Raw genomic sequence first — 17,846 nt, forward strand, 5'->3', positions numbered from 1 at the left:
CTGCTACTAAGGTCTGGGCTATGGCGTCGAATGTGAAAAGGGCGGTCCGGGCACTGACGGGCGTCGTGGTGGCCTCCGCGTCCGTGGCCGCGCTGGCGCCGACCGCGGAGGCCGAGATCATCAGCATGCCGCCGCACGAGAAGTCGTTCACCCCGCCGGGCAGCTCGAAGAAGTTCACCATCGGCAGCCGGGAGGAGTACATCTACCGGATCCCGCCGTTGAACTTCATGGCGACCACCCGGGAGGCGTTGGTCAGTTCGATCGCCTACGGCCAGGTCGACGGGGCGACGGCGGGCAAGCTCCGGATCGGCTACCACGTGGGCTGCGCGGTGACCATCGGCGCGGGCACCCTCGGCGCGACACCCGATGTCGTTATCGGGCAGCAACCGAGTTTCAATCCCAACCCGGTCGCCACGCTGAATCTTGCCCCCGGCGACGTCGGCGAAGTCGCGATCGCGGAAAAGGACATGATTCCCGGCAAGCTGATCCAGCTCAGTTTCCGCGACTTCCACATCAAGGTGAATTCGTGTACCGGCCCGGTGACCATCCGCCAATATGCTTACGTCGAATACAAATCTCCCGAGGTCGACGATTCCGGGGCTGTTTTCGGCGAGCCTACCTGGCTCTGACCAGGGAATATTTCCCTTCTTGCTTGGCTCTACCTGATTGAAACAAGCGCTGTTCATTAACGCTGCCGCATGCGCCCTCGATGATTCGAGTAGTCGAGTACGCGGGTTTCCTCAGGAATCCGGCGGGAGGATTTGGTCCATGAAACGCCTGGTTGTGTGTTGTGACGGCACTTGGAAAGCAGAGTCGAGCGGCACGGTATCGAACATCATCAAGATCGCGCAGACGATCCGGTTCGACGCGCCCGGTCCGGCGGGGGGGAAGATCCAGCAGTGGGTCACCTATGTGTCCGGACCCGGCGCGCGCGGCTTCCTCGCCGACCGGGTGATGGGTGGCGCCTTCGGCCTCGGGCTGCAGGCGAACCTGTCGTCCGCGTACTGGCACCTGGCCCTGAACTGGGAGCCGGGCGACGAGATCTACATCTTCGGCTTCAGCCGGGGCGCGTTCACCGCGCGCAGCCTGGCGAGCCTGATCGACCGCATCGGCATGCTGACGCCGGAGGCGATGATCGGCGGCAAGTACCCGGAGGCGCTGAAGATCTATCAGGAAGTGCCGCCGAAGGACGGCACGATCCCGGCGCGGTGGAAGAAGTTCCGCAGAGAGAACTGCCACCGGCAGGCACCGAAGATCAATTTCCTCGGCGTCTTCGACACCGTCGGCGCGCTCGGCGTGCCTGGCGTGACCTCGCTGCGCTACCAGTTCCACGACGTCAAGCTGGGCCCGAGCGTGCACTGCGCCAGGCAGGCCCTGGCCATCGACGAGCGGCGGCGCAATTTCGAGCCGTGCCTGTGGGAGGTGCCGGTCGTACCGGATGTGAAGTACCGCAAGGGCTTCCAACGGGTCAAGCAGGTGTGGTTCGAGGGCGCGCACAGCGATATCGGTGGCGGGCACAAGGAATGCGGGCTCTCCGACCTCACGCTGCGCTGGATGGTGCGCGAAGCCGAATCCGTCGGGCTCGCCTTCGATCGCGATCGGCTGGACAAACTGTCCGAGGGCTGCCGGGCACTGGGCGAACGCCACATGTGGCCGCATCCGTCGCTGAAGCCCGTCTACCGCGTCTTGAATGTGGTGCGCACACTGCGTAATCCGCGCAGCCCGCGGTTCTACCTGGACTCCTGGCGCAAGCTCGCGAACGGTCACGAGCAGGGCATCCGGCTCGCCTCGCTGGTCAACGAGAAAGAGGGCTACGATCCGCCCAACCTGCGCCGCTGGCGCGCGCAGCTGGGCGGCATGTTCCCCGAGGAGCTGCTGGAGAAGGTCAGCGCGGTCTCAGCGCACGAGCAGTGCGACGGGCAGCAGGCCGAAGAGCTTCTCGAGCCGAGCCCGGCCCTGGAAGGTATGACCGGTCAGCCGGTCCGTCCAGGTGCCCGGCGGTAGGTCGAGAGTCGTGTCGCCCCAACCGGTTTCGGCGAGGCCGAGACTGTGCCGGGTGGTCGCGACGATCACTTCCGGGGCCGCACCGACGCGGCCCCGGGCGTAGGACACCAACCTGCCGGCCTGCTCGCCGGTGGCGAACAGCGGCAGGTAGGTGCCCCCGACAAAGCAGTCGGGGCGCTCCCTGCGCAGCCACAGCGCGTACGCGACGATCCACATCTTCGCCGCGCCGGTGGTGTCCAATGCCGGTGTGCCGGTGAGCGATTGCAGCATGCCGATGCGGATCGTGAAATCCACCGGGCGGCGGTTGTCCGGGTCGACAAGGGAGTCTTCCCACAACTCGCAGCCCTGATAGATGTCCGGGATACCCGGCCCGCAGAGCTGGAGCAGCTTCTGCGACAGCGCGTCCGACCAGGCGTGCGGCGCCAGCTCGTGCACCAGGTCGCCGAGCTCGCTGCCGACCGGGCCGTCGATCACCGTGTCGATCCAGCTGTGCACCGCGGACTCGAACTCGGCATCCGGCTCCTCCCAGGAGGTTTTGGTGCCTGCTTCACGAATCGCCTTCTCGGCGAACAGGTGCAGCCGCTCGCGCAGGCCGGGGACGGAGGCGGCGGGCCTGCCGTCGGCGGGCCACACCCCGAACATGTTCTGCAACAAGAACAAGGTGGTCGCGCCGTCCGGGCCGGGCGCGGCCTCGTCCCATGCCTCGACGCATTGCGCCCAGGTGTCGGCGACCTGGGAGAGCACACCGATGCGGGCGCGCACGTCCTCGCCGCGCTTGGTGTCGTGGGTGGACAGCGTCGTCATGGTGGCAGGCCACCGATGCGCGCGTTCGCTGTTGGACAGGTGGAACTCGTTGAGCGAGTGGCCGAATCGGGCCGGATTGCCGCCGACCTCCTGGAGCGAGACCAGCCGGGCGGCCTGATAGAACATGGTGTCCTCCACCGCCTTCGCGGTGACCGCACCACAGACCTGGCTGAACCGCACCGCCGCCTCGCCGTCCGCGGCGAGCGCGGCGACCAGCACCGCGAGCGGCGCGGTGAGTTCGCTGTTGCGCCGCTCCACCTCGGCGATGACGGCGCCGGCCATGCCGGCCAGCGGCGCGTAATCGGCCCGGTACACCGGCATGAACGCGAGCACCTCGATGGTCGCGTTGGTCATCGCCATGGTGTCGAAGCTGTCCGCGCCCGCGTCCCGCTTGATCGCCGCGACCAGGCGCCGGATCTCCGGTGCCAGCAGGTTTTCCGCGACCGCCCGCTTGATTCGGTGTTCGGTCTCGCCGATCCAGGCGCGATCGCTGCCGTGACCGGCCAGCTTCTTGGACAGCTCGGTCAGTGCCTGCTCGCCCTCCGGCTTGATGAGCACGCCACCGAGATCGGCCAGCGCGTCGTAGCCGGTGGTGCCGTCGACCGGCAGGGTCGGATCCAGCGGCTCCCGGTTGGCCAGGATCTTCTCCACCAGCAGCAGCCGGTTCGGGCCGATCAGCCTGCGCACCCGCGCGAGATAGGCGGCGGGATAGGACAATCCGTCCGGGTGGTCGATGCGCACGCCGTCGATGAGGTCGTGCTCGCACCAGGCGGCGAGCTCGCGGTGGGTGGCCTCGAAGACCTCGTTGTCCTCCTGACGGATCGCGGCCAGGCTGCTGACCGCGAAGAACCGGCGGTAGGTGCACACCCCTGCCTTCCAGCTCACCAGGCGGTAGTGCTGCTTGTCGTGGATGCGCAGCGCATTGTCGCCGTCGGTGCCGGGCGCGATGGGGAAACGCAGATCGTGCAGGGCCAGCATCGGTTCCGGGCCGGAGCGGTCGACGGTGAGGGCCGCGGGGTCGTTCTCGCTTTGCAGCACCGGCAGCGCCAGGCGCCCGCCCGCGCCGTTGCCCGGGCTCCAATCGATGTCGAAGTAGTGGGCGAAGCTGGATTCGCGGCCGTTGCGCAGCACGTCCCACCACCAGGCGTTCTGCCGTGGGTCGGCCACCCCGACGTGGTTGGGCACCAGGTCGACGACCAATCCCATGCCGCGGCTGCGCACCTCGTCGGACAGCGCCTTGAGCCCGGCCGGTCCACCGAGAGCGGCCGACACCGTGGTGGGGTCGGTGACGTCGTAGCCGTGGTTGGAACCGTGCGCCGCGGTGAGGATCGGCGACAGGTAGAGATGCGAGATACCCAGCTGCTGTAGGTATTCCGCGATCGTGCGGGCATCGCTGAAGGTCAGTGCGTCGGGCCGGAGTTGGAGCCGGTAGGTGCTGCGAATCGTCGTCGGCCTGGCCGTGGTGCGGCGCAGCGAGAGCGGATCGGTCACATGCGTCTCGGGGGATTCCGTTGGGGTCATGGGCGTTCGGGTCATCCGGCGTGGCGCAGCACCAGCAGGCACCGGGATTCGACCGGGACGGTGGCCGAGGCTGGATAACTCGCTTCGGTCAGGCCGGTCGGCGTCGAACAGTCCAGTGCGACAGTCCACTGCGTGCCGTAGTCGGCGTTGGGCAGGGTGAAGTCCATGGCTTCGTCGTGGGCGTTGAAGCACAGCAGGAACGAGTCGTCGGAGATCCGCTGACCGCGCGGGTCGGGTTCGTGAATACCCTTGCCGTTGAGGAACACCGTCAGCGATTTGCCGAAGCCGCTGTCCCAGTCCGCGGTGGTCATCTCCGCGCCTTCCGGGGTGAGCCAGGCGATGTCGCGGGCGCGGTCCTTGGACCGCACCGGCCTGCCGTCGAGGAAGCGACGGCGCCGGAAGACGGGGTGCTCGGTGCGCAACGCGATCACGTTGCGGGTGAACTCCAGCAGGTCCGAATTCTGCTGCATCAGTGACCAATCCATCCAGGCCAGCGGGGAATCCTGGCAGTAGACGTTGTTGTTGCCGTGCTGGGTGCGGCCCATCTCGTCGCCGTGCGCGAGCATCGGCACGCCCTGGCTGAGCACCAGCGTGGCCAGCAGGTTACGGCTCTGCCTGGCGCGCAGGGCGAGGATGTCCGGGTCGTCGGTGTCGCCTTCGACGCCGCAGTTCCACGACCGGTTCCAACTCTCCCCGTCGCGGTTGTCCTCGCCGTTCGCCTCGTTGTGTTTCTCGTTGTAGGACACCAGGTCACGCAGGGTGAAGCCGTCGTGCGCGGTGATGAAGTTGATGCTGGCGCTCGGCCTGCGCCCGGTCGCTTCGTACAGATCGGAGGAGCCGGTGAGCCGAGAAGCGAACTCGCCCAACGTCGCAGGCTCGCCGCGCCAGTAGTCGCGCACGGTGTCGCGGAACTTGCCGTTCCACTCGGTCCACAGGCCGGGGAAGTTGCCGACCTGGTAGCCGCCCTCGCCGACGTCCCACGGTTCCGCGATGAGCTTCACCTGGCTGATCACCGGATCCTGTTGCACCAGATCGAAGAAGGCGGACAGCCGGTCGACGTCGTGCAGCTCACGGGCCAGCGTGGCGGCCAGGTCGAAGCGGAAGCCGTCGACGTGCATGTCCAGCACCCAGTAGCGCAGCGAGTCCATGATCAGCTGCAGCGTGTGCGGGTGCCGCACGTTCAGGCTGTTGCCGGTGCCGGTGTAATCCATATAGTGCGACGGGTCGTCGTCGAGCAGGCGGTAGTAGGCGGCGTTGTCGATGCCGCGGAAGCTGAGGGTCGGGCCGAGGTGGTTGCCCTCGGCGGTGTGGTTGTAGACCACGTCGAGGATCACCTCGATGCCCTCGGCGTGCAGATCGCGCACCATCGCCTTGAACTCGGTCACCGCGGAGTCGGCGCGTTTGATGGCGGCGTACTCGTTGTGCGGGGCGAGGTAGCCGAAGCTGTTGTAGCCCCAGTAGTTTCGCAGGCCTTGATCGAGCAGCACGGTGTCGTGCAGGAACTGGTGCACCGGCATCAGCTCGATCGCGGTGACGCCCAAACCTTTCAGATGCTCGATGATGGCCGGATGCGCGATGCCGGAGTAGGTGCCGCGCAACTCTTCCGGAATGTCGGGGTGGGTGGCGGTCATGCCCTTGACGTGCGCCTCGTAGATCACCGTCTCGTGGTACGGGCGGTTCGGCGCGCGGTCGGTGCCCCAGTCGAAGTACGGGTTGATCACCACGCTCGCCATGGTGTGGCCGAGCGAGTCCAGGCCGTGCGTGTACAGCGACGGGTCGTTGTCGAACTCGCCGTCGAAGGCCTTGCCGTACGGGTCGAGCAGGAATTTGCTCGGATCGCAACGTAATCCGTGTTCCGGGTCGTAGGGACCGTGTATCCGGAAGCCGTAGCGCTGGCCGGGTCCGACCGCGGGCAGGTAGGCGTGCCAGACATAGCCGTCGACCTCGTCGAGCGGAATCCGGGTCTCGGTGCCGTCCCTGGCGATCAGGCACAACTCGACGGCGTCGGCGACCTCGGAGAACACCGAGAAGTTGGTGCCTGCCCCGTCGTAGGTCGCGCCCAGCGGGTAGGCGGTGCCGGGCCACACACCGAGGGGTGTCGCGTCACCGGACGCTGCGTCGGGCTGAGCCATAGCAACGACATTAGCGGCAGTGGCGTTTTACTCGGCGGGGGCGGTTGCGACGGGCGGGTCCGCGGGGACCCGGTCAGGTGTCCAGCCAGCGCCGAGAGTAACCGAGCCGGACGGCGAGGCGGGCCAGTCCGCCCAGTACGGCGCGCTGCGCCCAGCGCGGGATCCCGGCGAGGTAGCCGTCCTGGTAATCCCACAGCAATGCCAGCGCGAGTGGATCGCGTGGCACCCGGGACCGGGTGGTTTTGCCCGCGGTGTCCAGGTTGTGCCAGAGCTGGAACATCTCCCAGTGCCGCAGCGGCGGGCGGATCTCGTGATCGAACGTGGTGCCGGGCGCCTCGCTCCAGAACTCGTGCACGACGCCCGCCGGTGCCGTCACGGTGTCGCCGGGCTCGGCAATGAGCTCGACGCCGTCGATCTTGTAGCGGGCGCGACCTTCGCGAACGGTCCACTGCTCGGACAGCACCGGATGCCAATGCGGGCCCGCCTGCCGTTCGGCTCGCGGCAGCCGATGGTGCAGCCGCAGATAGGGGCCCTGCTCATCTTCGCCCCTGGCAACGAGGGTGACCTGATGCCCGTTGCGGTAGGTCAGTGTGGTGCCGTCTTCCATAACCCAATTTATAAAGGTAACCTTCGTAATATGTCAACGGTCGATCCGAACGCCACGTTGCTCAAACTGCTGAGCCAGGCGACCACCGCTTACGAGCGCGCGCTGAACCGGGAACTGCGCGCGCGGCTCGACGATCAGCTGCGCCCGGCGCACTACGCGGTCTTTCGTCATCTCGATCCGGTCGGCTCCCGGATTACCGCGCTGGCGGAGTCGGCGGGCATGACACAGCAGTCGATGGGGGAGTTGGTGACTCATCTGGAGCGCCGCGGTTTGGTGGAGCGGCAGGTCGACCCCGCTGATCGGCGGGCGCGGCTGGTCGTGCTGACCGACGCCGGTAAAGACGCGCTCGGCGTTGCGGCGCAACGGATTCAGGGCATCGAGCAGATGATCGCGGGCAGTTTGGGCGACGGCGGGCTGGTCGATTTGCGGCGGGCGCTCGTAGTGGTGAACGAGGTGTTGGAGGCCGACGTCGCTGAATGACGATCCCGCGATCCGGAGCGCAGATCGGGGCACCGGTCTGTCTTGATCGACGGCCGCGGACTCCGCTCCGGATGTAGCGCAACGCCTTTCGCTGCGAGACACGCAGCGCTACCTGGGTGACTCGAGCGAACGCCGCCAGGTCTGACCGATCAGGTCCGCACCCCAGCTGTGGTGCGGGCTCTCTTCGACCAGTTCGAAACCGGCCCGCTGATAGATGTGCCGGGCTGCGGTGAGGACGTCGTTGGTCCAAAGCACCATCTCGCGGTAGCCCGCGGCGGTCGCGAAGCGCAGGCACTCCTCGACCAGCGCGGACCCGACGCCGAGTCCGCGCGCGCTGGGCTCGACCAGCAGCAGCCGCAACCGTGCGGTGGTCTCGTTCTCGGCGACGCAGAAGATGCTGCCCACCGGCTCGCCGCCGGCTTCGGCGATCCAGGCCTGCTCGCGCTGCTCGTCGTGTGCATTGAGGTAGTCGGCGACGATGCGCACGATCAGCTCCTCATACGTTCCGTCCCAACCGTATTCGGCGGTGTAGAGCCGGGCGTGCCGCTCGATGACCCAGCCGTAGTCGCCGGGCTTCGGCGCCCGGATGACGAACGGTGGCGCCGCCGCCGCGTTGGCGGGATGGTCCAGGATCTGCTGGATGGTCCGCATCGCGGTGACCAGCCGGGCGCGGGCGGCGGGCGGTTTGGCGGTGAGCAGGTAGCCGATCTCGTCGCTGGAGCGTTGGTCGAGCACGGCGAAGATTTCCTTGCCTTTGGTGGTGAGCCGGACCTCTTGGCGGCGGCCGTCGCTGTCGGAGCGGTTGCGCTGGACCAGGCCCGCGCTCTCGAAGCGGGCCAGGATGCGGCTCAGGTAGCCGGCGTCGAGATCCAGTGTCTGCCGCAGGGTTACCACCTCGGCGGTGCCGGAGTTGGCCAGCTCGAACAGGATTCGGACCTCGGTCAGCGAGTACTCGCTGTCCAGCAAGCCTTCTCGGAGCACGCCGATGACCTTGGTGTAGCGGCGGTTGAATTCCCGGACTGCGGCGATATCCGTGGCGGCGACGGTGGTCACGACGGCTCCGTTCCTGCGATGCGACTCTGCTGATCTTTGACGGAGTCAAAGAATAGCCCTGGACGGCCGCTGAGCGCCGGGAATTCGCACGGATGCCGCTCGCGCGCAGCTCCGGTGGTAACTTGAACGGCGTTCAAGCCCGTCCGTTGGACGGGGTCGTCGCTCGACCGCGAGGATTCCTGTGGCACTGACCCGTGACGAGATCGCCGCCATCGACGCCAAACACGTCTGGCACCCCTACGGCGGATTCCCGGCCACCACCGAACCATTGGTGGTCGCCGAAGCCCGTGGCACCCGGCTGACGCTGGCCGACGGCCGCGAGGTGATCGACGGCATGAGCTCCTGGTGGGCCGCCATCCACGGCTACCGGCACCCGGTGCTCGACGCCGCGTTGGTGGCGCAGTCGCAGCGGATGAGCCACGTGATGTTCGGCGGCCTGACGCACGAACCGGCTGCGCGGCTGGCCGAACTGCTCGTCGAGCTGACCCCGCCCGGCCTGGACAAGGTGTTCCTGTGCGACTCCGGTTCGGTGTCGGTCGAGGTCGCGGTGAAGATGTGCCTGCAATATTGGCGTGCGCTCGGCCGGCCGGAGAAACGGCGGCTGCTCACCTGGCGCGGCGGCTATCACGGCGACACCTTCACGCCGATGAGCGTGTGCGATCCGACCGGCGGCATGCACTCGCTGTGGACCGACGTGCTGGTCGATCAGGTTTTCGCGCCGATGCCGCCGAGCGACTTCCGGCCGGAATATGTGGCGGAACTGGACCGGCTGATCGGCGCCAACACCGACGAACTCGCGGCGGTGATCGTGGAGCCCGTCGTGCAAGGTGCGGGCGGGATGCGCTGGCATCACCCGCGCTACCTGAGCGATCTGCGCAGGCTGTGCGATGAATACGGTGTGTTGCTCGTTTTCGATGAGATCGCGACCGGATTCGGCCGCACCGGAACGTTTTTCGCGGCCGATCAGGTCGGTGTCGGACCGGACGTGATGTGTGTCGGCAAGGCGCTGACCGGCGGCTACCTCACCCTGGCCGCCACGCTGTGCACCGCGCTGATCGCCGAGACGATCAGCGCGGGACACGGCGGCTTGATGCACGGGCCGACCTTCATGGGCAACCCGCTGGCCTGCGCGGTCGCGGTGGCCTCACTCGAACTGCTGACGGCAGGGGACTGGCGTGGCGACGTGGCGCGGATCGAGGCCGGTCTCGAAACCGGTCTCGCCCCGTTGCGTGCGCTGCCGAATGTCGTCGAGGCCCGGGTACTCGGTGCGATCGGTGTGATCGAACTCGACCGCCCCGTGGACATGCGTACCGCGACCGACGCCGCGGTCGCCGCCGGAGTGTGGCTGCGGCCGTTCCGGAACCTCGTGTACACCATGCCGCCGTTCATCAGCACCGACGAGGACATCGCGGCGATCACGACCGGGATGCGTGCCGCCGTGGCGGCGCAGTCGTGATCGCCGGTCGGCTCAGGCGATCCAGGGCGGCACGACCATCGTGTCGCTGCCCTGCACGCCCGCCTTGGCGCCCGCCTGTGCCGTGACGATGGCGGTGAAGCCGGCCTCGGTGTGCACCTGGCGCAGCACGTCGGCGGGCATGATCACCGTATCGCCTTCGGCGGCAGTGAGTTTCGTGCCGTCGAGGTCGACGGTGAGACTGCCCGCGACGACGGTCCAGATCTGCTCGGTGTCGATGGTGTGGACCGGGCCCGACTTGTCGGCGGGCACCTCGACCCGCCAGAGGGCGAGCGCGGTGCCGCCCTGGGTGGGCGAGGCGAGGGTGGTCATGACACCGCCGGGGGTTTCGGTGCGACGGGTTTCGGTGTGTTGGATGAGCGTCATGCGTGGGCACTCCGTAAGATAGACAATCAGGTTGTCCATATAGTCAACGAGGTTGTCCAATATGTCAAGTGATTCCGGCGGATATGAACTGCCGTTGCGGATGCTGCTCGGCTTTCGTGCCGTCATCGACGAGGTGCACGCCGAGTTGGCCGAGCACGGGCACGCCGAGCTGCGGCCGATGCACGGCTTCCTCTTCCAGGCCGTCGGCCGGGTGGGTGGGCCGTACGGGTGTACCGCCGCCGATCTCGGTCGCGCCCTTGGTATCTCGAAACAGGCCGCGGGCAAGCATATCGAGATGCTCGAGCGGCTGGGTTATCTGCGGCCGGGGCATGATCCGACCGATGCGCGGCGCAAGGTCTACACGCTGACCGAGCGCGCCGTCGACATGCTGAACCGGTCCGCGCAGGTCTTCGATCGGATCCATGCGCGGTGGGCGCGGCAGCTCGGCGCCGATCGGCTGGCGCAACTCGAGCAGGATCTGCGCACGGTGACGCCGGGGGAGGTGTTCCGGTTCGATACGCCGAACTGGTTCTCCGGGTGAGTGGATCAGTCGGGGCTATGCGTCCTGAACGGTGTTCAAGTATGCTCCGGAGCTGTGACTACCGATCCATTGAGTTGGTTGGACGAGCGTGCGTCCGCGCGGATGGCCGCCGGACTGCGGCGTGAACTTCGTCCCCGCGCGGCGCGGTCGCCGTCGCTCGACCTTGCCTCCAACGACTATCTCGGGCTGGTCCGCCACCCCGAGGTGATCGACGGAGCGATCGAGTCGGTGCGGCGCTGGGGGGCGGGCTCGACCGGCTCCCGGCTCGTCACCGGCACCATCGCCGAGCACGAGCTGCTGGAGACCGAGCTCGCCGAATTCGTCGGTGCCGAGGCAGGACTCGTGTTCGCCTCGGGGTACGCCGCCAACCTCGGCGCGGTCACGGCGCTCGCGGGGCGTGGTGCGCTGGTCGTTTCCGACGCGGGCAGTCACGCGTCGCTCGTCGATGCGTGCAGGCTGTCGCGGGCACGGGTGGAGGTCGCCGCGCACAGGGATGTCGACGCGGTGGACCGTCTGCTTGCCGCGCGGACCGAGGAGCGGGCGCTGGTGCTCACCGATTCGGTGTTCAGCGCCGACGGTGATCTCGCGCCGCTGGCCGAGTTACATCGGGTGACCCGGGCACGGGGCGCGGTGCTGATCGTGGACGAGGCGCACGGTCTCGGGGTGCGTGGCGCGGGTGGGCGCGGGCTGGTGCACGAGCTCGGCCTGGTCGGGGAGCCGGATCTGGTGATCACCGCGACATTGTCGAAATCCCTTGCGGCGCAAGGCGGCGTGGTGCTGGCCAGCGAGCGGGTCCGGGCGCATCTGATCGACGCCGCGCGCACCTTCATCTTCGACACCGGACTCGCGCCGGCCGCCGTCGGCGCGGCGCGCGCGGCGCTGCGGGTGTTGCGCCGGGAACCCGAACTGGCGGGCCGGGTACTGGAGCGGGCCGCCGATATCGCGCGGATCGCCGGTGTGCCGGCGCCGGATTCGGCGGTGGTGTCGGTGGTGCTCGGCAAAGCGCAGGTTGCCTTCGATGCCGCGCAGGCCTGCCGGGCGCAGGGGCTGGATGTCGGGTGCTTCCGTCCGCCGTCGGTGCCGGAAGGCACGTCACGGCTACGGCTCACGGCCCGCGCCAACTTGACGGATGCCGAACTCGACACCATCGCAACGGTTCTCGGTGATGTGCTGGCGCAGGCCCGTGGGTTGGACGCGGTGCGCGCATGAGCATCGCTGGAACGGCAGGGACACGAAGGATGGCGGTATGAGCGTTCTCTTGGTTACCGGGACCTCCACGGAAGTCGGTAAGACCGTGGTCACTGCGGCTGTCGCGGCGGCGGCGCTGGCCGTCGGTCGGTCGGTGGCGGTCTGTAAGCCGGGCCAAACCGGTGTAGCCGCAGGTGAACCCGGCGATCTCGCCGAAATCGAACGGCTCAGCGGCGTCACCCGGACCTCGGAATTCGCGCGCTACCCGGATCCGCTCGCGCCCGATACCGCCGCTCGGCGTGCGGGATTGCCCGAGCTCACCCTGGCCGAAACCGTGGCGGGCATTGCGGCGCTCGACGACGCCGAGCTCACCCTGGTGGAGGGCGCGGGCGGACTGCTTGTTCGGCTCGGTGATTTCACTCTGCTCGATCTCGCGCAGAAGCTCGACGCGCCAGTACTTCTGGTGACCGCCGCCGGTCTCGGCACGCTCAATCACACCGAATTGACCACGCGTGCCTTGCATTCGGCGGGTGTGCGCTGCGCGGGCTTGGTGATCGGCTCGTGGCCCGCCGAACCCGACCTCGCCGCGACGTGCAACCGCGGCGACCTACCGCGCGTCACCGGTGTCGACCTGGTCGGCGCCATCCCCGAAGGCGCGGGCTCCTGGGACCGCGACCGCTTCACGGCCGCGGCAGCTGGCTGGTTCGCCGCCGACTGGTCGCCGTTCGCCTGACCTGGTTGGTCCGCACGGCTTCCCCGTCGTCCGAGCTAGGTCCGCAGCGAGGTCGGCGGTGGCACGACCATCGACGCGAGCACGATGGGCCGCCCGCCGGTGCCTGGTAGGCAGACAACGGCCTCGGCCGGCGCTTGTCCCTCGGAAAGGCGGCCGCCCTCGCCGCTGTGCCCCGACGGTGTGCTGGCTTCAGCGGAGGGCGTCGTCTGCCAGGGGTTGAATGTTGGAGGCGGGGACCAGGTTCCAGTGCTCGAGTTGCTTGCGGATCTGCTCGGCGGCGTCGATGTTGAGGGGGCCGCTGGTCCACATGGCGTACGGGAGATTGAGGAAGCGGCCCTCGGTGACGGCACGGAGTTGGTTGATGCCGGGCTTGGCGCGCAGGGCCTCGACCTTCTGGGCGAAGGTCTGCGGCGGGTAGTCGACGAACATGATGGCGTCGGGGTCCGCGGCGGCCAGACGCTCCCAGGACACTCTGGTCCAGGTGTCGGCCACGTCGCTGAGCGCGTTGTGCCCACCGGCGGCGTCCAGGATCGCCTGGGGCGCACCGAAACTGCCGCTGGACATCAGGGAATCGGTGGCGCTGTCGAACAGGAAGATGGTCGGCTTGCGCTCCGCCTGCGGTGCGGCGGTCAGCGCGGCGAGGCGTCGATCCAGGTCGGCGGTCAACTCGGTGGCGCGGTCGGCGCGGCCGGTGATGGCGCCTAGGTTGGTGAGATCGGTGCGCAGCGCCGTCCACGGCTCGACGATGCCGCGCGGGCGTTCACCATTGCGCTGACGGCAGCTCTCGGTGAGGGTGTAGGCCGCGATCCCGGCCTTGCTCAACGACTCCGGGGTCAGGTTCTTGGCTTCGTCATAGCCGTAGCTCCAGCCCGCGACCATCACGTCGGGGCCCTGCGCCAGCACGGTCTCGCGTGAAGGGTATTCGGGCGCAACAGACTTCAGCTGATCGACAACGGGTCCGTAGTGCCTGCGCAACGTATCGGCGTCGCGCTGCACACTCGACACCGCGACCACCTGGTCCTGCGCTCCGAGCGCGAGCGCCATCGAGATCAGATTCCCGTCGTTGACGAACAATCGTTGTGCGGGAGCCGGAAACCGCACGTCCACATCGCAATTCCGGATCGTGAGGTCTCCGGACGCGGTGTTCTCCGCACTGCATCCGGCCACCGCTGCGGCCAGAGTGACCGCTACCAACACTCGCAGGGTGTGCTTCATAGATTCGCCTCTCAAGGAATTCAAAGGTTCGAGTAGTCCACGAACGGGAGATCGCGCCGAAATGCGTGAGAACCCGCCCGGGTGTCCCGTTCGCCGCTGACGCGCGCCGGTAGTGCGGCGACGAACGGTATTGCAGGTTGGTGCGTGCGCGTCGTGGTGATGTGCGCGGCCGTCCGGTGCGTGTGCGGCGTGCAGATCCGCTGGTGCGTGCGCGGAGTGCTGATGTGTACTGGCCGATGCGAATTCATGGCGTCGCCTCGCGGGGAGTGATCAGGAGGTGGGGCTCGCCGGTTTCGGGATGGGGGACGCGGAGGGCGCGGACGCCGAACACCGTGTCGACGACCTCCGGAGCCAGAGCGACGGCCGGCGCGGCGAGGGGGTGGGTGATGCCGTTGTGTAGCACAAGGATTCGGTCGCAGTAGCGGTCCGCCAGGGTCAGATCGTGCAGCGCCATGATGACGGTTCGTGGCAAGGTGCGGGTCAGGGCGAGGAGTTCGAGGCGGTGGGTGATGTCCAGGTGGTTGGTCGGTTCGTCCAGCAGCAGGACCGGGGTGTTCTGCACGAGCGCACGGGCGAGTAGCACTCGTTGGCGCTCACCACCGGAGAGTCGATGAACCGGTCGGTCGGCGAATCCGGTCAAGTCCACCGTGGCCAACGCGTCTTGGACAGCCTGTTGTTCGAGCGGCGACCCGGCACCCCATGGCGGCAGGTACGGGGTGAGGCCCAGCGCCACGACCTCGCCCGCGCGCAGGTCTGCGGGTGGACGTTCGTCCTGTGCGACCATCGCCACCGTGCGTGCCCTTCGGCGCGACGACATCTCGTGCAGCACTCGGCCGTCCACCGCCACCCGGCCACGCACCGGCCGCCGCACCCCGGCGAGAGTCTGCAACAGCGTCGACTTTCCAGCGCCGTTCGGCCCGACGATCCCGATCGTCTCGCCGGCCTGGATCGCGAAACTCACGTCGGAGACCACGGTCCGGCGCCCGGCGGCGCACGCGAGCCCGTGCACTTCCAACACCCCAGTGGTGCTGGTGGTTTCGATGCTGCGCTGCGCAGTGTTGTTACCGCTCATGACTCACCGAACCGGTAACGCCGTCGCCCCATCAGAATCAGGAAGGTAGGTGCACCGATGAGCCCGGTGAGCACCCCTACGGGAATCTCGATGGGGCGAACCACGATTCGAGTGGCGGCGTCGGCCACGACGAGGAACAACGCACCGCAGAGCGCGCAGGCGGGTAACAGCGTCCGGTGGCGCGGGCCGACCAGCAAGCGGGCCGCGTGTGGGACAACCAGCCCGACGAAGCCGATTCCGCCGGACACCGCCACGAGCACGCCGACCAGCACCGCGAGCAGCACGAACAGCGCGATCCGCAGCTCTTTCACGGGAACGCCCAGCGAGGCGGCGGTGTCGCCGCCGACGGTCAGGGCGTCGAGCCAGCCACTCGCACCGAGCAGCGCGGCACCCGCGAGCGCGACAACACTGAGCGGCAACGCGATTCGCGTCCAGTCGGCACCCGCGAGGCTGCCGAGCAACCAGAACAGCACCGCCTGAGCGTGCGACGGATCCGGACGGCGGAAGATGAGATAGCTGCTCAACGCGGCGAACCCGGAGCCGAGCACGGTGCCGGTCAGCACCAGCCGCAACGGCGTCAGCCCGCCCTGCAGCACCGCGATCAGGAACACCAGCCCCGCCGCGACGAACGCCCCGACCAGCGCCCCACCGGACAACGCCCACACCCCGGCCCCGGCGAACAACCCGGAGGTGATGACCGCAGCCGCGCCGACGCCTGCACCTGAGGAAACCCCGAGCAGATACGGGTCGGCCAGCGGATTACGCACCAGGGTCTGCATGGCCGCGCCCGCAAGCGCCAGCCCGGCGCCGACGATCGCGGCGAGCACAGTCCGGGGCACCCGCAACTGCCAAACGATCGTGTCCAGGCCGAAGTCGGTCGGCGCCTGCCCGGTCACCCGGTGCTGCAACACCTCCAATACCGAAGCGACGGGCAAGGTTTCCGCACCGAAGCCGGTGGCGAGAATCATCGCGCAGATCAGCAGGGCCCCGAGGACAGGGAAGATCAGCGCCGGGCGGACGCGAGTCACGCGGCCATCCCGCTGGCGAGGGGATCCGGCTTGCCGCAAAGACGCCGCCACATGATGCGTTCGCTGCGATCGCTCATGCCGCCACCGCATTGGAGCTCGGTCCCGGCCTGCCCCAAGGGCGTGCGCTTCGCTCGCTCGTGCCCGCACCGGGCTGATGCTCGGTGCGCCGAGCGCACATGATTCGGTGGTGCTCCACAGGCAAGTCGCGGCCTCTCCAGAGTTGTCCCGGCAGGGGAGGTCTGACTTTCGCCGTGAGGGCGATCACAGTGGCGCGACCGTTCCGGAATTACACCGGATTCCCGCACCCGCCGAGGTTGACGGCAGAACTCTACCGTTCGGTCGGGTTCGCGGCGTCGCGGGGTCAGGAGTGGAATGGCGGCAGTCCACACCCTTACCTACAGTGGGATGGATGTCGCCGTTCGATGACCGGCACCCGTCCACCGTCGCGGACTGGGACGACGCGCGACGCAAAGCCCGGCTACGGGACACCAGCCTGTGGCACGAGTGGAAGACGTTGCGCCGGACCAGGTCCGCGGTGCTGCGGGTGGTCGTACTGCTGGCCGCCGTACTGGTCGTCTTCGCCCAGTACCTCACCTACGACGTAGAACCCGAACAGGTACGACTCGCCCGCACCGACCCTGCGATTCTGCCCGTCGCCGCCCCGGCCGATCCCGAAGACTGGGACACGGTGGTGGTCGACATGGTCGGCCTCGGCGGCTTGGACGCCAGCGCGACCGCCGCCGCCCTGCCCGCGCTGCGCGGTATGGGCGTGGTCTGGGCCATCCGCTACGACAACGAAGGTATCGACACCAAGGTCATCGCCGACCTGATCGTGCGCGCCACCGAGCTGTCCGGCTTGAAGAACATCGTGCTGGTCGGCCACAGCATGGGCGGCGTGATCGCACTGGAGGTCGCCAAACACATCCACCTCGACAGCGACCGGCGCCTAGCCGGGGTGATCCTGGACTGCACCCCGGTGGACCTGAACGCGGTCCGCCCGGAGAGCCGCGGCCGCGGCGAGGACATGGTGCGCTGGATGCGCTGGCTGCCCGGCGCGCGGGAGAGCCGCCTGCTGCGGCTGGCCGTGGAAACCTATGCGCGCCGCGACCGTTTCGTCTCCTACGGCGGCGACGGCCGGCCGCCCGGCATCCGCTTCGCCCGGTTGCGCACGGTGCTGGGGGAGGTGTTGCGGGAGAAGATCTTCTCGCGCAACGCGGCGAGCAACGGACTGATCGAGGCACAGTTCACCGCGATCGTGGCGGGCGGCGCGACCAAGGATCTGAAGGCGCTGGCCGCGCCGGTGGACGGAAAGCCGCGCCCCGCCATCGTTTTCATCCGCCCGCGCGACCCGAGCCGGGACCGGGTGGTCGATGTCGAGTACTCGCACCAGGTGTTGATCGAACAGGTCGGCGGCGTGGACGGCACGCTGTCGGTGGTGCAGGCGCGAAACACCGGGCACGCCAATCCGATGCAGCGCCCGGTCGAGTACAACACGGTGATCGACCAGCAGATCCTGCCGTTCATCCGGCAGTATCAGGAGCAGGTCCGGGCGCAGACGACGGCGGCGGCACCGCGCTGAGCAGTTCGAACCAGCATGAGACAAACGGTGTTCGGGCCGGATTTGTCTT

The 17,846-nt window shown here is 68.1% G+C and carries 16 protein-coding genes and 1 riboswitch; of the genes, 8 read left to right on the forward strand and 8 right to left on the reverse strand.

The genetic code is table 11. From position 1 onward, the window contains the following. Window positions 1-20: 20 nt before the first annotated feature. Window positions 21-629, forward strand: a complete 609-nt coding sequence (locus DMB37_RS32460) for an MspA family porin (RefSeq protein WP_240771754.1) — start codon at window positions 21-23, stop codon at window positions 627-629. Window positions 630-768: 139 nt separating this feature from the next. Next, entirely contained in the window at window positions 769-2,004 is a 1,236-nt protein-coding gene (locus DMB37_RS32465; RefSeq protein WP_135235925.1) for a DUF2235 domain-containing protein, read from the forward strand. On the opposite strand, the gene treY is transcribed toward DMB37_RS32465, so the two are convergent. The 3 genes from treY to DMB37_RS32480 all read right to left on the reverse strand — a co-directional run bounded on the left by treY (window position 1,897) and on the right by DMB37_RS32480 (window position 7,068). Further along, window positions 1,897-4,329 (reverse strand): malto-oligosyltrehalose synthase, encoded by a 2,433-nt coding sequence (gene treY, locus DMB37_RS32470; protein ID WP_135235926.1) that lies wholly within the window; start codon window positions 4,327-4,329, stop codon window positions 1,897-1,899. The genes DMB37_RS32465 and treY overlap by 108 nt on opposite strands. A gap of 11 nt (window positions 4,330-4,340) precedes the next feature. Further along, entirely contained in the window at window positions 4,341-6,461 is a 2,121-nt protein-coding gene (glgX, locus tag DMB37_RS32475) for a glycogen debranching protein GlgX (RefSeq protein WP_135235927.1), read from the reverse strand. A gap of 73 nt (window positions 6,462-6,534) precedes the next feature. Then, entirely contained in the window at window positions 6,535-7,068 is a 534-nt protein-coding gene (locus DMB37_RS32480) for a cupin domain-containing protein (RefSeq protein WP_135235928.1), read from the reverse strand. A 30-nt stretch (window positions 7,069-7,098) separates the two neighbouring features. On the opposite strand from DMB37_RS32480, the gene DMB37_RS32485 reads away from it, so the two are divergent. Further along, window positions 7,099-7,548: a MarR family winged helix-turn-helix transcriptional regulator gene (locus tag DMB37_RS32485; protein ID WP_135235929.1), complete on the forward strand. Its 450-nt coding sequence runs from the start codon at window positions 7,099-7,101 to the stop codon at window positions 7,546-7,548. A gap of 108 nt (window positions 7,549-7,656) precedes the next feature. Here the strand turns inward: DMB37_RS32485 and DMB37_RS32490 are convergent, their stop codons facing one another. Continuing rightward, a complete protein-coding gene (locus DMB37_RS32490) occupies window positions 7,657-8,601 on the reverse strand; it encodes a helix-turn-helix domain-containing GNAT family N-acetyltransferase (protein ID WP_135235930.1) in 945 nt (314 codons plus the stop codon). A gap of 181 nt (window positions 8,602-8,782) precedes the next feature. Between DMB37_RS32490 and DMB37_RS32495 the strand changes: the two genes are divergently transcribed. Next, complete coding sequence (locus tag DMB37_RS32495; RefSeq protein WP_135235931.1) at window positions 8,783-10,057, forward strand: adenosylmethionine--8-amino-7-oxononanoate transaminase; 1,275 nt, start codon at window positions 8,783-8,785, stop codon at window positions 10,055-10,057. 12 nt (window positions 10,058-10,069) lie between these two features. Here DMB37_RS32495 and DMB37_RS40780 read toward each other — a convergent pair whose 3' ends face one another. Beyond that, entirely contained in the window at window positions 10,070-10,441 is a 372-nt protein-coding gene (locus tag DMB37_RS40780; RefSeq protein WP_167769007.1) for a cupin domain-containing protein, read from the reverse strand. A 61-nt stretch (window positions 10,442-10,502) separates the two neighbouring features. Between DMB37_RS40780 and DMB37_RS32505 the strand changes: the two genes are divergently transcribed. The 3 genes from DMB37_RS32505 (at window position 10,503) to bioD (ending at window position 12,903) form a co-directional block, all read left to right on the forward strand. Then, window positions 10,503-10,982, forward strand: coding sequence for a MarR family winged helix-turn-helix transcriptional regulator (locus DMB37_RS32505; RefSeq protein ID WP_135235932.1), 480 nt, complete (start codon window positions 10,503-10,505; stop codon window positions 10,980-10,982). Between the two features lie 102 nt (window positions 10,983-11,084). Next, window positions 11,085-12,191, forward strand: a complete 1,107-nt coding sequence (locus tag DMB37_RS32510; protein ID WP_206055389.1) for an 8-amino-7-oxononanoate synthase — start codon at window positions 11,085-11,087, stop codon at window positions 12,189-12,191. Window positions 12,192-12,228: 37 nt separating this feature from the next. Beyond that, on the forward strand, window positions 12,229-12,903 hold the full coding sequence (gene bioD, locus DMB37_RS32515; protein ID WP_135235934.1) for a dethiobiotin synthase: 675 nt from the start codon (window positions 12,229-12,231) through the stop codon (window positions 12,901-12,903). A gap of 189 nt (window positions 12,904-13,092) precedes the next feature. On the opposite strand, the gene DMB37_RS32520 is transcribed toward bioD, so the two are convergent. The 3 genes from DMB37_RS32520 to DMB37_RS32530 form a co-directional block, all read right to left on the reverse strand. After that, complete coding sequence (locus DMB37_RS32520) at window positions 13,093-14,118, reverse strand: ABC transporter substrate-binding protein (RefSeq protein ID WP_135235935.1); 1,026 nt, start codon at window positions 14,116-14,118, stop codon at window positions 13,093-13,095. Window positions 14,119-14,362: 244 nt separating this feature from the next. Next, window positions 14,363-15,190 carry an ABC transporter ATP-binding protein gene (locus tag DMB37_RS32525; protein ID WP_135235936.1) on the reverse strand — a complete coding sequence of 276 codons (828 nt, stop codon included), beginning with the start codon at window positions 15,188-15,190 and terminating at the stop codon, window positions 14,363-14,365. Continuing rightward, window positions 15,187-16,218, reverse strand: a complete 1,032-nt coding sequence (locus DMB37_RS32530; protein WP_240771755.1) for an iron ABC transporter permease — start codon at window positions 16,216-16,218, stop codon at window positions 15,187-15,189. The genes DMB37_RS32525 and DMB37_RS32530 overlap by 4 nt, the downstream gene beginning before the upstream one ends. A gap of 236 nt (window positions 16,219-16,454) precedes the next feature. Further along, window positions 16,455-16,519: riboswitch (cobalamin riboswitch) on the reverse strand. 108 nt (window positions 16,520-16,627) lie between these two features. Here DMB37_RS32530 and DMB37_RS32535 point away from each other — a divergent pair. Continuing rightward, window positions 16,628-17,797, forward strand: coding sequence for an alpha/beta fold hydrolase (locus DMB37_RS32535; RefSeq protein ID WP_135235938.1), 1,170 nt, complete (start codon window positions 16,628-16,630; stop codon window positions 17,795-17,797). Window positions 17,798-17,846 lie beyond the last annotated feature (49 nt).

It is taken from the genome of Nocardia sp. CS682, assembly GCF_004634405.1.
Lineage (GTDB): Bacteria > Actinomycetota > Actinomycetes > Mycobacteriales > Mycobacteriaceae > Nocardia > Nocardia ninae.